Annotated in this window: 14 protein-coding genes and 3 pseudogenes; 5 read left to right on the plus strand and 12 right to left on the minus strand. The window is 63.1% G+C overall.

The window, feature by feature from the left end:
- Nucleotides 1–103: transposase (locus tag OEZ60_RS21385; RefSeq protein WP_263340808.1), on the plus strand; the 103-nt coding region annotated here is incomplete at its 5' end.
- Nucleotides 104–262: 159 nt separating this feature from the next.
- Here the strand turns inward: OEZ60_RS21385 and OEZ60_RS21390 are convergent.
- Complete coding sequence (locus OEZ60_RS21390; protein ID WP_263340781.1) at nucleotides 263–1,222, minus strand: substrate-binding periplasmic protein; 960 nt, start codon at nucleotides 1,220–1,222, stop codon at nucleotides 263–265.
- Between OEZ60_RS21390 and OEZ60_RS21395 the strand changes: the two genes are divergently transcribed.
- From OEZ60_RS21395 to OEZ60_RS21405, 3 genes are read left to right on the plus strand one after another with little or no spacing between them, the layout of a single operon-like run.
- Nucleotides 1,214–2,947: an ATP-binding SpoIIE family protein phosphatase gene (locus OEZ60_RS21395; RefSeq protein WP_263340783.1), complete on the plus strand. Its 1,734-nt coding sequence runs from the start codon at nucleotides 1,214–1,216 to the stop codon at nucleotides 2,945–2,947. The genes OEZ60_RS21390 and OEZ60_RS21395 overlap by 9 nt on opposite strands.
- Before the next feature lie 34 nt (nucleotides 2,948–2,981).
- A complete protein-coding gene (locus OEZ60_RS21400) occupies nucleotides 2,982–3,317 on the plus strand; it encodes an STAS domain-containing protein (protein WP_263340786.1) in 336 nt (111 codons plus the stop codon).
- Nucleotide 3,318: 1 nt separating this feature from the next.
- Nucleotides 3,319–4,917 carry a Na/Pi cotransporter family protein gene (locus tag OEZ60_RS21405; RefSeq protein WP_263340788.1) on the plus strand — a complete coding sequence of 533 codons (1,599 nt, stop codon included), beginning with the start codon at nucleotides 3,319–3,321 and terminating at the stop codon, nucleotides 4,915–4,917.
- 267 nt (nucleotides 4,918–5,184) lie between these two features.
- Here OEZ60_RS21405 and OEZ60_RS21410 read toward each other — a convergent pair whose 3' ends face one another.
- The 11 genes and pseudogenes from OEZ60_RS21410 to OEZ60_RS21460 form a co-directional block, all read right to left on the minus strand.
- The gene (locus OEZ60_RS21410; protein WP_263340790.1) at nucleotides 5,185–5,352 is read right to left on the minus strand and encodes a hypothetical protein; all 168 of its coding nucleotides are present in this window, start codon (nucleotides 5,350–5,352) and stop codon (nucleotides 5,185–5,187) included.
- Nucleotides 5,339–5,584: a hypothetical protein gene (locus OEZ60_RS21415; RefSeq protein WP_263340809.1), complete on the minus strand. Its 246-nt coding sequence runs from the start codon at nucleotides 5,582–5,584 to the stop codon at nucleotides 5,339–5,341. Before OEZ60_RS21415 ends, OEZ60_RS21410 begins: the two co-directional genes overlap by 14 nt.
- A pseudogene (locus OEZ60_RS21420) lies at nucleotides 5,581–6,201 on the minus strand (YcbK family protein); the annotation flags it as partial. The pseudogene OEZ60_RS21420 and the gene OEZ60_RS21415, both read right to left, overlap by 4 nt.
- Nucleotides 6,191–6,976 (minus strand): annotated as a pseudogene (locus tag OEZ60_RS21425) (tyrosine-type recombinase/integrase); the annotation flags it as partial. The pseudogenes OEZ60_RS21420 and OEZ60_RS21425, both read right to left, overlap by 11 nt.
- Nucleotides 6,977–7,221: 245 nt before the next feature.
- Nucleotides 7,222–8,733 (minus strand): pyridoxal phosphate-dependent decarboxylase family protein, encoded by a 1,512-nt coding sequence (locus OEZ60_RS21430; RefSeq protein WP_263340793.1) that lies wholly within the window; start codon nucleotides 8,731–8,733, stop codon nucleotides 7,222–7,224.
- A gap of 13 nt (nucleotides 8,734–8,746) precedes the next feature.
- A complete protein-coding gene (locus tag OEZ60_RS21435; RefSeq protein WP_317852858.1) occupies nucleotides 8,747–9,118 on the minus strand; it encodes a glutaredoxin domain-containing protein in 372 nt (123 codons plus the stop codon).
- A 78-nt stretch (nucleotides 9,119–9,196) separates the two neighbouring features.
- Nucleotides 9,197–10,249 (minus strand): annotated as a pseudogene (locus tag OEZ60_RS21440) (PLP-dependent cysteine synthase family protein); the annotation flags it as partial.
- A 31-nt stretch (nucleotides 10,250–10,280) separates the two neighbouring features.
- The gene (locus tag OEZ60_RS21445) at nucleotides 10,281–10,853 is read right to left on the minus strand and encodes an OsmC family protein (protein WP_263340796.1); all 573 of its coding nucleotides are present in this window, start codon (nucleotides 10,851–10,853) and stop codon (nucleotides 10,281–10,283) included.
- A 12-nt stretch (nucleotides 10,854–10,865) separates the two neighbouring features.
- The gene (locus OEZ60_RS21450) at nucleotides 10,866–12,101 is read right to left on the minus strand and encodes an NAD(P)-binding domain-containing protein (RefSeq protein WP_263340799.1); all 1,236 of its coding nucleotides are present in this window, start codon (nucleotides 12,099–12,101) and stop codon (nucleotides 10,866–10,868) included.
- Between the two features lie 28 nt (nucleotides 12,102–12,129).
- On the minus strand, nucleotides 12,130–12,795 hold the full coding sequence (locus tag OEZ60_RS21455) for an OsmC family protein (protein WP_263340802.1): 666 nt from the start codon (nucleotides 12,793–12,795) through the stop codon (nucleotides 12,130–12,132).
- A complete protein-coding gene (locus OEZ60_RS21460) occupies nucleotides 12,796–12,948 on the minus strand; it encodes a hypothetical protein (RefSeq protein WP_263340804.1) in 153 nt (50 codons plus the stop codon). It abuts the gene before it with no gap.
- 37 nt (nucleotides 12,949–12,985) lie between these two features.
- Here OEZ60_RS21460 and OEZ60_RS21465 point away from each other — a divergent pair, with 37 nt between their 5' ends.
- Nucleotides 12,986–14,650, plus strand: a complete 1,665-nt coding sequence (locus OEZ60_RS21465; RefSeq protein WP_263340806.1) for a winged helix-turn-helix domain-containing protein — start codon at nucleotides 12,986–12,988, stop codon at nucleotides 14,648–14,650.
- The last annotated feature ends 258 nt before the right edge of the window (nucleotides 14,651–14,908 follow it).

The following is a 14,908-nucleotide window of genomic DNA, read 5'->3' on the forward strand; positions in this document are numbered from 1 at the left end:
GAGGAAACACTACAACACGAAACGCCCCCACAGTGCTTTGGGCTACCGCCCGCCGGCCCCTGAAACCGTCATCCCGATGGACCAGAGGCCAGTCATGCACTAACAATCAAATCGGACCACTCAGGTGCGGCTGATCAGGGCTGATCAGCCAACCGCACTAATCACGAGGTGAAAAACGCGACAGCGCCTTTGCTTGCGCGAGCTGCCAATGCGCCCTCAATTCAAGGTTTCAATGTCTCGGCAGCCCAGCTTTTACGGGGAATCACGAGCCTGGCTCCAGTTCATAGGCCATTATGATTTCCGACGCTCGGCCGTCAGCGAATATTTCAGACAGCCCTTCGAAAAAGCGCCTTGAGACCTCCGGCTTCTCGAACGACTTGCGGATCGCCGCGAAGTAGAGAATTTCCTTGTCCGACATCGCATACCGGACGTCTTCGGCAAGACCGTTGTCAACCAGCACTTTGCGACCGCGATCGCGGTTCGAATAAACAGCGTCGATACGGTCGGCAGCCAGTTTCCGGAAGCCCGAGACATCGTCAGGGCGCGCGTCGATCTCAAGTGGCTCCAGCCCTTCGGCGATCATCCGGTCACGCAGACCTTCAAGTTGCACGGCGGTGTTAGAGGGCGCGAAAACACCAACTTTGAAGCCTGCGATGCCCGCAAGGTCCTGAGGGTCCCCGGACCTGCCTTCGCTGACGAAAAATCCATACTCGGTCCTGAAGAGCGGCGGTGAAAAATCCAGCCATTCTTCGCGTTCCGAGTTGCGGCCAATCACCATCATCCCGTCTGCTTTCCCCTCGCGCATCAGCTCCTGCGCCCGCCGCCAGGGGAAAATGTCGTAGCTGCAGTCGAGGTCGGCCGCCTCGCAGGCTGCCGCGATCACGTCGCGCCCCGGTCCCGCGACTTTCTGGTCTTCCCCATAGATGAACGGGGCGAAGTCGAGCGTGACAAACCGCAGATCCTGCGCGCTCGCAGGCGCTCCGAGGCAGGACAACAGTATTGCTGCAATCGTCGTTACGCGGACCATGCCTTTTCCCCAAAGCTTCCAATGATGTTGCGGCGACCTTAACATGCATAGGACTTCGCGCAAAAACCAAGGAAGGGAGACCCGGGCATTCCGTCGCTTCGCCAATCCGTCAGGGGCCGCTTTCTGCGCATCACGGTGCCGTTGATCTTTCTTTCTGTCCTGGGGGTCTTCACTGCAATCGAGATCATGGCCCATCGCAATGCCATGTCGCGTCTTAGCCAGACCTCGCAGGCTTTGTTGCGAACGCAGGGTGCGGCGCTCGCCAACCCGCTTTGGAACATCGACAATGAGCAGATCGCTCTCAGCCTGGAAGCGATCGCATCCAACCGCGAGGTAGTTGTGGCGAGGGTCTACGGCGAAGACGCCGAGCTCATGGTCGAAGCGGGCGACGTCTCGGACCTGAGCGGCGACGAGATCGTCTTTCGCCGCGACATCGATTTCGATGCGGGCACAGGCGCGCGTAAAATCGGAGAGATCGAGTTCGTGGTGACATCGCGGGAAATCTGGGAGCAGACCCGCGCCCGCCTCTTGCTGGCCGCCGGAATCGCCCTGGCAGCCGTTGCAATGGAAGTCAGCGCTGCACTCTTCGCATTACGCCGCATTGTCGGCGTTCCGCTTGAACGTCTTCTGGGCGCGATCAGCGCGGCCGGTCGCGGCCGCAAGCGGCAAAAGGTCGAAGCCGGGTCTTCGGATGAACTCGGGCAGGTCATCGACGCCTTCAACACGATGCTGGCGCAGCAGGAAGTTTTCGAGCGGGAGCTTGAAGCTCAGGCGCGAATGGAAGGGGAACTCGCGATCGGTCGCGACATGCAGCTGTCGCTGGTGCCGCATGAATTCGATGCGCTGACCGAGGGAAGAGGTGTCACGCTCTGGGCGTCCCTGGAGCCGGCGCGGGAAGTGGGCGGCGATTTCTATGATGCCTTCCTGATTGATGAAGATACGCTTTGCGTCTGTATCGGTGACGTCTCGGACAAGGGCGTACCCGCCGCGCTTTTGATGGCCGTCACCAAGACACTGGTCAAAGGGTTCGCCGCCGGTGCGAATAGGCCGGGTTCGATCGTTCGCGCGGTGAACGAGGAGCTTTGTGCCGGCAGCCACCGCGACATGTTCGTAACGCTGTTCGTCGGCTTTCTCGAACTGCGGAGCGGCCAACTGAAGTCGACAAATGCCGGGCACAACAAGCCGCTGTGCGCGACGCGCGAAGGTGTGGTCCGGGAAATACCCCAGCTCGATGGCCCTGTCGTCGGTGCCCTGCCCGGCATCGACTACACGGAAGCGGTCACCCAGCTTTCTTCGGGCGAGATGCTGCTTCTCTTCACGGACGGAGTCACCGAAGCGTCCGGCAAGTCGGGCACATTCTTTGGCGATGCCGCCCTACACGCGCTCTTCGCGGAACACGCGTCGAAATCCCCCCGCGACGTGATCGAAGCCGTCTTCAGGGCCGTCGCCGTCCACGAGGCAGGCGCGGACCGAAGCGATGACCTGACCGCCCTGGCCATCAGGTTCGAAGGAAAGACGGCTGAATGGCGTACTGATATTCCAGCCGACGCCAACACTCTCTCGGCGGCGGGCGAGGAACTTGCCGAAGCCCTGCCTTCGGCTCCTTCGGACCTGATTTCCAAGACACAATTGGTTTTGGACGAAATCGGCTCGAATGTGGTCCGCCATGCCGAAGCAGCCGGAGACATTGCCCTGCGCATCTCTATCGAAGCACGGCATTACGCAAGGCAGATGCACCTGACGATCCGGGACAACGGCCCCGCCTTCGATCCCGCGACCGTCGGTGCGCCCGACACGGCTCTGCCGGCGGAAGTGCGGTGCGAGGGAGGGCTCGGTCTGCATCTCGTCCGGAATCTCAGCGACAGCTTCGACTATTCCCGCGAGGGGGATAGGAACCGTTACGTCATCACGTTAAGCTGACCGGGCAATACGAAATCGGGGACAGAGGGCAGAAGTGCAGATCGAAGTCGAAGAGTTGGGCGCCGCCACGGTCCTTCGTCTGCAGGGCAAACTCGACTCATCGACGTCTACAGAATTCGAGGCCGCAGTCGGTGATGCCGTCGAGAACGGGTCCGGTGGGGTCATCGTCGATCTGGGGCAGCTTCAGTTCATGGCCAGCGCCGGTCTGCGGGTATTGCTGGGCGCCGTCAAACGCCTGACCCGCGAGAACCGGCCGCTCAGGGTGTTCGGGCTGAACGGGCTGGTGCGGGATACCTTCGAAATCTCGGGTTTCGTGTCGATCATAGACGTCCGGCCAAACGAGGCCGAAGCACGCGAAGGGTTGGGCTGACTTGTCCGGAACGCTCCAGGGCCTCGTGCATGTATTCGGCGGGCTAGGTCTTTTCTTCTTCGCGTTACATTTCCTGAGCCGGAATCTGAAAATGCTGGCCGGGCAAAAGCTGCGGCAAAGGATTGCGACCCTGACCTCGACGTCGCTGTCCGGCCTTCTCGTCGGTGCGATCATGATCACCGTGACCCAGAGCGCTGCGGCCGCCACTTTCCTTCTGGTGGGACTGGTCCGGGCCGGGATGTTGACGCTCCGCCAGGCGCAGCCCGTCATTATCGGGGTCGCCGTCGGCGCAGGTCTGACCGTTCTGTTCCTTACGGTCGATATCCAGCTTGCGGTCATGCTTCTGATCGGCATCTCGGGCGTTTTCTATGCCTATGGGCGGACGCCGGCCATGCGGATCGCCAGCGTGGTCATCGGCGTCGGTCTGCTGTTCTTGGGGTTGCAGATCATGCGCCAGGGCGCGGCAAGCCTCGAGGATCAGGAATGGTTCCAGTCGGCTGTTGCCGCAACCCGGGGCCAGCCGTTGCTGGCGTTCCTGACAGGGGCCGTTCTGACGATCCTGGTACAGTCATCTGTTGCGGTGACGGTCGTGATGATCGCCTTTCAGAAAGCCGGCTTATTTGGTCAGATCGAGGCAGTCATGTTCGTCTATGGCGCCAATGTCGGCTCGTCGGTCCTGACCTACGTGCTGGCCTCGGGGCTGACCGGGGTGGCGCGGCAGGTGGCGCTCTATCTGGTCGGTTTCAACTTTGTGGCCGCATTCCTGCTCGTGCCGCTTCTTTATTTCGAACTCTGGGCCGAGGTTCCGCTGGTCCTGGCGCTGGTGCAGGCGCTCAGCGCGGATGAGGGCACACAGGCCGCTCTGGTGTATCTGGTCTTTAACATGCTGCCCGCACCATTTTTGCTGCTTGTTCTTGGACCTACCGCACGGCTGCTGGCTCGGCTGTCGCCTGAGACCGAAGTCGAGCAGCGCGCGAAGCCAAAATACATTGACGAGAAACTTCCGAATGAGCCCGGCATTGCTCTGAGCCTGGTCGAGCTGGAACAGACCAGGCTGATCCGCCTGCTTATGTCAGCGCTGGACAGGTTGCGCGACACTGCCCCCGGAAAGGCGTTCGACGAAACGCTCGAGGCCTTCGACAGCCTGGCGTCGGCCATAAGTGAAGCGACCGGGCAGATCACGGCAATGCCGAGCATTTCGGGGGAAACCTACGAGACGCTCGACACGATCATGCGCATCCAGCAGAACCTTGTGACTGCCCGTCAGGCCATCGATGGGCTTGGGGGTGAGTTGAGCCACCTTCGCCGCGTCGCGCCCGAACTCGACTTCCCCGCGTCCGTGGTCGAGGGCCTCGACACGATCTTCCACCTTCTGTCCGATGTCGCCAACGAGCGCGGCGCGGAGGACTTGACCATCCTGAAGCAGGTGACGTCTGACGAGGGGAACGGAACAAAATCGGTTCGCAATGCCTATCTGGCCGGCGACAGCGCAGTCGATCCGACAAACCGCGTTCATCTGCTGGCCGCGACCAATTATTGCGAGCGCCTCATCTGGCTCTGCGGACAGACTGGCCGTGCATATGAAAAGTTAATTCCATAGTAATCCACTCGCCGGCTCATTTTCGCTGTGGGCGGCGAAGACAAGAATTCTCGCCGATAACAGTACGAAACTTGTACAAGGTTGAAGACAGCAATTTTGGTCCAAATGCCGCGAAAGCTTCCGTTACAGGTCTAGAGCGTCGCCAATAGACATTTCGCAGCGTGGCAGTCATTTCACTCCGAACGGCGGCTCCGCCCCGCATCCTGGGCACCCGCGCCTTTCGCAGCGAACTTCCGCTTCTCCGGCGTCACTTACCCGACCCGCTGTTTACCTGCAGGCCCGCACCTGGTCGCGCAGGACGGCGTAATCGCTCAGCATCCGGACGATGACGGTGCCTTCCGGCAGCGCCTCGACCTCGTCGGCCGCGCGCGACTGCTCGGCGCTGGTGTAATCGACCACAGGCGGGCAGGGCGTGCCACCGTTAGAACCGGCCATCGCGCAGCCGGTCAGCCAGAGCATCGCGATCAGGAGGGCGGCGCGCGGCAGCATCGAGCATCTGACGGTGGATGGCATCGTTTCTCTCTCGGAGGTCAAGCCGTTCGGCGGCGCGCCCGGCGCGTTCACCGGCGCGTCGAAGGTTCAGGAGGAACAGCAGGATCGCTGTGGCGGTGAGGAACAGGCCCAGCGCCTTTCGCGCCAGGCCATGGGTGAGCAGCCAGCTGATCACCGCTGGCCTCGTTTCCAGTCGTCGAGCCGCGCGTGGATGGTGACAGCGATGCCGATCAGCGCGATGGCGATGAGCACCCAGCGCAAGGTGTCGAGGTAGGGCACCAGCGGCTGGATCGTGGACTGGGTCTCGGCAAGAACGTCCTGCAGCACCTCCAACCCGGCTGCGCCCAAAGTGGCCGCGCCCGCCGCCCCGCTTCCGCGGAGCGTGCGGCTTTCCGACAGGGTCTCGCGCGCAGGCGGCAGTTCCGGCGCGAAGGGCACGGGCCGCGCCGGGAAGGGATCGCCCCAGGCCCGGACGGGACCGAGGTCGATGTGCATGAAGCCGGAGCGGGGATAGTAACCGACGCCGAGGAACTCGACCGCCGGCGCCGCCGCCTCGAAGGCCACGGGATCGTGGTTCGACATCGCGATGTCGAAGGCCGTGCCCTGCATGTGCTTCGAGGCCGCGGCTCCACCGACCGCGTGATTGTGTTAGGGGCTGCGGTAGGCGGACCGCACGATCAGCGTCTTGCCGAGGTGGTCGCGCAGGGCCTGCAGCTTGTCCATCGCTTCGGTGTTGATCTTGACAGCGCCGGTGCCGCGGCAGGCGATCTCGGCGGCCGAAAAGTTCGGCCACCCGCGCGCCGGTCAGCATGCAAAGCCGGATGATGTCTGCCGCGCGCCGATCCTCGGCCGCTTCCAGTGCCTCGGCGAGCTTGCAGATCTCGTCCTGGCTGAGAAAGCGCTCGCGCGGGTTTTCGATCCGGCGGCGGAAGCCCGAGGCCGGGTTGTCGTCGCGTCAGCCCCAGCTGACCGCATAGGAGAACATCTTGCGTAGCACCTCGCCGGTGCGGTTGGCGCGCACCGGGGTGGGTTTCGCACCCTGCAGCTTCCGCGCCCGGTTGTTCGGCTTGGCCTTCGATGGCCGGGCGCGGCCGGCCGCGACCTTGTTCAGGAGCTTTTCGACATCGTATGGGGTGATTTCCGTTACCAGCCTGTTGCCCCAGCCTGGCGCCACCATCTTCGCCAGCATCGACTTCTGGTCCGAGGCGTTCAGCGCGGAGAGGTGCGGCAGGTGTACCTCCGCGTTGCGCTCGATCAGGTCGTTGAACCTCGGCGCCTCGCGCCCGGTTTCCTTTTGTCCCAGCGGATCGCCGCCTGCGTCGATCTCGCGCCGGAGCTCTTTGGCCCGTTCCCGCGCCGCGGTCACCGACCATTCCGGCAAGCGATCGATCGTCATCCGCCGCTGCCGACCGGCATGGCGGTAATCGATGGTGAAGGAACGGTTGCCGGAGCGGTAGATGCAGACCGCGAACTCCCGCACCTCGCTATCGAAGATCTGGTAGTCTCGCCCTTCGGCCGGTGCAGCTCCGCGGACGGATTTCTCATTCAATCGCACCCTGTTGACCATGCAACTCACCCTTCCATCGTGATCCCATGAGGCGTGGATTCGCGCCTTTATCAAGCATGCATGCCGGAAGGGGTGGCGGGGTGGCGCAGGGTGGCGGTGGAACAACGGGGGTGTGCCACCTTCGGTAGGTTATTCGTCGACGAGGGCGGGAAGCGGACTTCCGCTGCGGGTGCAAGATCGTAGGGGCACCACAACACGAGCAGACATTCGGTTCCCGGTGTTCTCAAACCCCATCCGGCCGTAGTCTACTTAGTCGTGCTTGCCTGAAATCGAGCGGTATCAGAGAGAGTACTACCGTCCTGAAACATACCTGATGAAACTGGGAGAGTGAGCGCGCCCATGTTCTCAACCTCGGTCTCGATCTCAGGCCAAATCCCCTCAATCAATTCGGCGAGCGTTTCGACATGCCGCGCCTCCGAGTCCTGGGAGATCACAGACAGCCTGAGAACGGTGCGCCCCTTCCAAAGGGCTGTACGAACGAAGACGCATCGCCCCGCATTTAGCCGTTCGGCAAGCGCGGTGATCTTCCAGCTTTCATTGCTCAGGCTGTGGCAGCCGACAACGATCTGGTTGAGGTCCATGCGGTTCAACACTTCCAGCCCTCCGACCCGACTGATGCGCCGGGCCAGTCGGGATGCGGCGTCGCAATGCCGGTCGACCAATGTTGCGACGCCGTTGCGGCCGAGGCGGCGCAGCACCGCCCAAGCGGCAAAGCCCTGAGCGCGGCGCGACAGGCCCGGAGTAAATGCCGATGGGTTGCGCCCGTCTTCCTCGGCCGCGTTCAGGTAGCCTGCGGACTTCTGCATGGCGCGTTGATGAGCAATCTTGTTTCGGACGATAGCAAAGCCGGATTCGTAGGGCAGTTGCAGCCATTTGTGGCCATCGACCGACCAACTGTCGGCAAGTTCCGCCCCCATGGCCAGATGCTTTCGGGTGGTCGAGGCCCGGACCCATAGTCCGAATGCGCCGTCCACGTGCATCCACGCATCATGCAACCGCGCCAGCGCCGCAATCTCGGCCAGCGGTTCGAACCCTCCCGAATTGATGTGCCCGGCCTGGGCCACGATGATCTTTGGCCCCTGAACCCGAGCCATGGCGACGGCCAGGTCGTCCGGACACAGTAATCCGGCGCCGTCCGACGGCAATTTGTGAAAATTGGTCTCGCCGAAACCCAACTGGCGCAGGGCGGCGTAGTTGGTGACATGGGCATCGTCACTGATGAAGATATGGACTTTCGGCGCCCCCTGAAGCCCCTCTGCGTCGATGTCGTAGCCACCGCGCCGCAGCACTTCCCCACGTGCGGCGGCGAGCCCCACGAAGGCGGCCATGGTCGCACCGCCGACAAACCCGACGGAGCTGTCTCGCGGCAGGTCGAGAAGTTCAAGAAGCCAGGCTTCCACGGCCTCTTCCGCCGTCGCAGCGGCGGGCGAGGACTGGTAGATCGCCGCGTTCTGGCCCCAGGCGGAGGTGAGCCAGTCGGCGGCCACTCCCACCGGATCGGACGCCCCCATGACCCAGGCGTAGAAATTCGGACTGGTATTGCCCACAAGCCCCGGCTCGGCGGCCGCGATCAACTCATCAATCACGCGCGCGCCGGGCAGTCCATCATCCGTCACGGGAAGGCAGAACCGCTCCCTGAGCGCGGCGGATGAGGCGGATGGGCTGATCGGGTGGTTGCCGCTCCGATAGTCCCGCGCGTAAGCCGCCGCGCGGGTCAGAACATCGGAAGGGGCAAGATGTGCAAGGGCGTGTACCATGTCGAACTCCAATCTACCGGGGATGCATCCATCCGGGCAGGAACCTGTAGGGATTGGCCGTCTTGCTCGCGTCGAAGCTGAGGCCGAGAGCGTTCAGCCGCTCAGCCATAGAGCCATCCTTGAACGCGTCGAAGGTTTCCGTCGCACCGCCAACATGCGTACCGCCCACAAAGATCTGAGGAATGGTTGGTAAGCCGACCTTGATACCCAGCGCGGCCCTGAGATCGCCGACCAAACTGTCCTTCTGCATCGCTGCCGCATCGAGCTCCACCGCGTGATACGGCACGCCCGCTGCGGCAAAGAGTTTGCGTACAGACCAGCTGAATTCGCACCATTCTAAGACGAACATTACAACGGGATGCTGCGCGACGATCTCGTCAACCATCTCTGCGGTCTCGGGCTTGCAGGTCGGTGTGGCCGCAGAGGCCACGGGCGCGGAGGCTGCGCTGTCGAACCGCGCGCCAGGTGTGGACCGTGACAGCGCGATCTCATCGTCGCTCATTTCCTCCTCGATGCCATCGAACAGGACCGTGGACATGTAGCGTTCGCCGGTATCGGGCAGCATGGCAACGATGCGCGACCCTTTGGGGGCGGTCTTCGCCACCTCTAACGCGGCGGCGAAGGTTGCGCCGGCGCTGATGCCGCAGAAGATGCCCTCCTGCGCCGCAAGAGCGCGCGCCGCTTGAAGGGCGGCATTGCCGGCGACGGGTTGGAACGCGTCGATTGCGCCCGCGCTGACGGCGTCCTCGGCGAGCTTCGCGATGAAGTCCGGCGACCAGCCTTGCATCAGGTGGGGGCGGAACATCGGGTGGCTGGCCGGGCGGCCGTCTGCATCCCGCTCCTGCGCGATTCCGCTTTGCATCAGCGGCACGTTGTCCGGCTCTGCCACGACGATCCGCGTCTTGGGGCATTCGGCGCGCAGGACGCGGGAAACGCCCTTCAGCGTACCGCCGGTCCCGAAACCCGTGACCCAGTAGTCCGGGCCCTGTCCGCCAAAGGCATCGACGATTTCCCGCGCGGTGGTGCGGGAATGCATGTCGGCATTGGCCTCGTTCTCGAACTGCCGGGCAAGGAACCAGCCATGTTCGCGGGCCAGTTCCTCGGCTTTGGCCAGCATGCCAGTGCCCTTTTGTGCGGCGGGCGTCAGCACCACCTTCGCGCCAAGGAAGCGCATCAACTTGCGCCGTTCGACGCTGAAGCTTTCGGCCATGGTGACGACCAGCGGGTATCCCCTGGCGGCGCAGACCAGTGCCAGGCCGATCCCGGTATTGCCGGAGGTCGCCTCGACCACGGTCTGGCCGGGTTTCAGGGCGCCTGACGCCTCAGCCGCCTCGATGGCCGCCAGCGCGAAGCGGTCCTTGACGGAGCCACCGGGGTTGAAAGCCTCGACCTTGACGTAAAGCTCGACCCCTTCGGGTGCGAGCCGGTTGATCCGGACGATCGGCGTGTTCCCGATCGTGTCGAGGATGGAGCCGAAAAGCGCCGGCGCGGTTTGGGGAACGGGTTTCATCTGCATCTCTCTTATCCTTTTGATATGGCGTGATCGGTCATGCAGCCGGGGCCGCACCCGCATCCGCCGCCATGTGAATTTCGTGTTGAACGACCTGGGCATCGCGGAGCGCGAGGTACCAAGGGTCTACTGAGAGGGCGCGGTCGACGAGGCTACGGACGGCGGCGCGGTCTTCGTCGGTGTCGACTTCGATCCGTATCCGCGATTCCAAAGGGGCCGCCGTGCGCGGGCTCAGCCCCATCAGCGCGGCATCGTCGAAATCGCATTCGATCGTCACATCGACCGAGCGGAAGACAAGACCCTCGCGCGCGGCCATCATCTTCACGCCGATGCCGACGCAGCCGACGATGGCGGCGCGGGCGAAGAAGCCCGGGCTTGGCCCGGCAGCGTCGCCACCCATGCCCGGCCCCAGATCCATGGTCGCGTGGAACTTGCCCTGTGAGGCGTGGCAGGTCAGCCCCTCATCAATCCGGCCGGTTGTCACCAGCGTGTTGCACGCGGCTACAAGATCTTGCCGCATCCGTTCGATCACGGCGGTCTGCGCCTGCCGGATCACCTCGTCCCGCACGGGGGTCGGTTTCGCATCGGTTTCGGACGTCATCATGGTCATAGGTATCTCCTTTCAGGCCGCCGAGCGGCCGCGTGTGCAAAGAATGTGATCGGCAAGGGCGGCGGCATCGGCACCGACGCCATCGATGAGGGCAGAGTTGCGCTGTCTCATGAACGGCAGGCCGAGGGTGTACAGTCCCGGCGCAACCAACCCTTCCCGGTGCATCAGCCCGCCTTTGCGGTCGAAGACCGGCAGGTGCAGCCAGCTGTAATCGGGCCGGAACCCGGTCGCCCAGAGGATGGTGCGGATGTGACCGCCGCCGAGATAGAGCGAAAAGCGCGACGAGGCAGGACAGGGTGTCGCGGCAAAGCGTTCGACAGGGCCGATGCCGCTCAGGCCGGTTTCCTCGGCCCAGCTATCCAGCGTGTCGAGCAGCCGGTTCATTTTCAGGTCCGACAGCGCGCAGTGATTGTGCAGCGCGCCGGAAAAGAGCGCGGTGCCGTCGCGGACGGCGCTGAGACGGCCGACGATCTCGACCCCCCGCGTGGCAAGGCTGCTCAGGTCGCAGAAGCGCTGCGCGTGCGAGCCGACGAGTTGCAGCGATGGCACCCGGCGCGCGCGGTCGATATCGTCAACCTCGTCTGTCCGCGTGGTTTGAATGCCCGCGCGATCCATCCACCACTGGATGTCCCGGCCGCGATAGTGGCGCGGCATGCGGATATGCTCACCGGCAGAAAGAATGACCTCATGTCCGGCGGCGCGGATTTCGGCGGCAAGCTGGACACCGGTTGCCGAAGCGCCGACCACCAGAACGCCGCCCGGTGCGAGTTGGTCGGGGTTGCGGTAGTCGAGTGCAGTGATCTGGTCGACCCGCGACGGGATTTCTGCTGCCAGTCCCGGCACCGAAGCCACGTTGCAGGCCCCGGTGGCCAATATGAGCGTGTCACAGTTCCAGTCGCCCCGGTCGGTCGCAACGCGGTAGCCGTTGCCGTGCCGTGTAACCGAAAGCACGCGCGTACGCTCGTCCACCGGTGCCCGACTGGCGGCGGCGTAGTCGTTCAGGAAGCGGGTAACCTCGGGCATCGACATGAAGCCGTCAGGATTGTCGCCCTGATAGGCGAAGCCGGGCAGCCGGCTTTGCCAGTTCGGGGTGAGAAGGCGCAGACTGTCCCAGCGCTCATGCCGCCAGGAATTCGCGATCTCCCCCCGCTCCAGCACGACATGGGGGATGTTGCGGCCCGACAGGCAGCGGCTCATCGCGAGGCCGGCCTGACCGGCGCCGATGATGAGGGTTCCGATATGTTTCATGGGTTTTGCTCCTGTCGGACCGGCGGTGTCAGGCGACCGTCACGTTGACGGATGTCGGGTTGGTGAGGATGTCGAAGACGGCCGAGCGCTTCTGCGACTGGGCAACGAGCGCACGGATTTCATCGGCAGTCGCGTCGGCGTCGATTTCGAAATTGACGCGGATGGCCGAGAAGCCGTTGCGGAGCTCCGGGTCCATGCCGAGGATGCCGCGCACATCGATATCGCCCTCGACCATCGCCCGCATGTGGTTCAACTGGATGCCGCGATGCTGGGCAACAGCCGCCACGCCACCCGAAAGGCAGCTTGCCAGCGCGGCCAGAACGATCTCCGGCGGAGTCGGGGCACGGTCGGCAGCGGCAAAGACTTCCGGATGGTCGCTGTCGATGCGGAAGGTTTCCTTGCGCTCGTGGTTCTGGCCGAGGCCGAAGTAACCATTGATCGCGTTGGTGCTGTGGGTGCCATCCTTCCAGTCGCAGGTGCTGCGGAAGGTGAAGGCGGCGGCCTCGGGCATCTCGGCGAACGCGCCGCGCGCGCCAATCAGGGCTTCGGTATTGACGCCGTTCGAAACGGGTTTGGTCATCGTGGAGATTTGCATTTTCATTCCTTTCAAGAGTTTCGTGTGTCTGATCGTTCGGGTTTGAGGAGGTGGCCGGATGTTCCGGCCGGGGATGGCGGGCCTTCCGACCCGGCGCATTCAGTGATGTCGTCCGCCCTGTCTGGGCTTGGCAAATAGCGGGCTGCGTTCCGCGTACCAGCGGCGGGAAGTGTCATTCGGGACCAGTCCCGAAAGCCCGTCAAAGCCGCTGTCATAGCCGGGCCTGCGGTCCTTCTTCATCATGTTATCCATTTCGCTTTCCTTCTTCGTTCCGGGCCCTTCCGGGCTGATGGGAAAGCAATACAGCCAGCTTTTGCTTGTGGTCTTGAGCGGGGGATGGGTAATTTGTGGGGAAAGTCTGAGTTTCGGTGGGGAAGGCTTTTTGCACTACGCGTTCGACGGCTTTGCGCTTGACCTGAACCGTGGCGATCTGCGCCGCGGCGATGCCGTGCTGCCGGTCGAACCGATGGCCTATGCGGTGCTGAGCCATCTGGTTCGGAATGCCGAACGTCTGGTTGCAAAGGACGAACTGGTCGAGAAGGTCTGGGACGGGCGCTTCATCTCCGACGCGGCGGTTTCGACCGTGATCAAGTCGCTGCGCCGCGCCCTTGGGGACGATGGTAAACAGCAGCGTTACATCCGCACGGTTCACGGGCGCGGGTTTCGCTTCGTCGCGGATGTCCGGATCGTAGCGCCTGCAGTCGTGACCGAGCCTCAACCGCAAGAAGTTGCACAATCGGTCGAGACGGTTCCGGCGGAGCAGAAGCCTTCGATCGCGGTGCTGCCATTCACGCTTATCGGCAGTTCCGAGGTCTATTCCGCGATTGCCGACGCGATCCCGGGTGAACTGATCTCCATCCTTTCAAGGCTGCGCTGGCTCAAGGTCGTGGCACGGGGGTCGAGCTTTCGGTTTCGCCCGCCGTTGCAGGATTTCGAGGCGATCCGCTCGGCGCTTGGCGTGGCCTATGTCTTGTCGGGAGAGGTTGAGATCCTCGGTCCCGCGCTCGGTATCGCGATCGAGCTTGTCGACGCGCGGAGCTCGCAGGTCGTATGGGGTGACCGGCTTTCGGGCAAGATCGACGACATTCACGACATGCGCGAACAGATCGTAGCGCTGATCATTTCGGCAATGGAACTGCATATCCCGCAACACGAGGCGCAGCTTGCGCGTTTGCGGGCGCCGTCAGGGCTTGATGCCTGGTCACTTTATCACATCGGCCTTCAGCATGCGTTCCGCTTCAACCGGGGGGACAATGCCCGTGCCGCCGACTATTTCCAGCGCGCGACCGAGCTCGATCCGCTCTTTGCCCGCGCCCATGCGGCCCGGTCCTTCGTCAGCTTCCAAGCGGCGTTTCTGCGCTATTCGACGGATCATGCGGGCGCCATCGACGATGCCAGGCGCCATGCGGAGCGGGCCGTGGAACTTGATCCCATGGACCCGTTCGCGAATTTCAACTTCGGCCGCGCCCACTGGCTCAGGGGCGACCCGGCGGCGGGGCAGTCCTGGCTGGAACGGTCGTGTAGTCTGAGCCCCAGTTTCGCGCAGGGTTACTACGCGCATGGCTGGGCCGATTTGATGGCGGGCGATGGGCAAGTCGCCCTTGAGAATCTTGAAAAATCAATCAGCCTCAGCCCGCTCGACCCGTTCCGCTATGCGATGCTTGCGGCAAAGGGCATGGCGCATTTTCAATTGGACGAGATGGACGAGGCCGCGCGCTGGGCAGATCAGGGCGCGCGGACGCCGGGCGCGCATTATCTGATCAACGCATTTGCTGCTGTGATAAACGAAGCCGCCGGTCGCCACGATCAGGCGCGATACTGGACGCAGGAGGCGAAGGCGCGCCGCAAGGATGTTTCGATCGAGGCATTCTTCACCGCGTTCCCATTCAGACATGAGGCAAAGCGGGAAGTGCTGTCCGACGCCTTGGCGACGCTAGGATTTCCAGAAAGATAGGCAGGCAGTCGGCCTTAGAAACGTATTAATCATTTTGGTACCATTTGGGTTTCTGGCAAAGTGGCGCATGGAACTAACTGCCCGTGCTCGGTTCCTGCGTCAGGGCGCATTGGTTAACTTAAGGCGGTGCGGGGTTCTGTTGCACAAATCCTGTAGGGGATTCATCTCGTGAAACCAGCGTGATAGCTGGGGTGCATGAGCAGACCGACCCCACCGACCTACAAGATCAGGAACTGGCCAGCCGACAATGAAGCGCTC

Source organism: Albidovulum salinarum (assembly GCF_025673475.1).
GTDB classification, from domain to species: domain Bacteria; phylum Pseudomonadota; class Alphaproteobacteria; order Rhodobacterales; family Rhodobacteraceae; genus Albidovulum; species Albidovulum salinarum.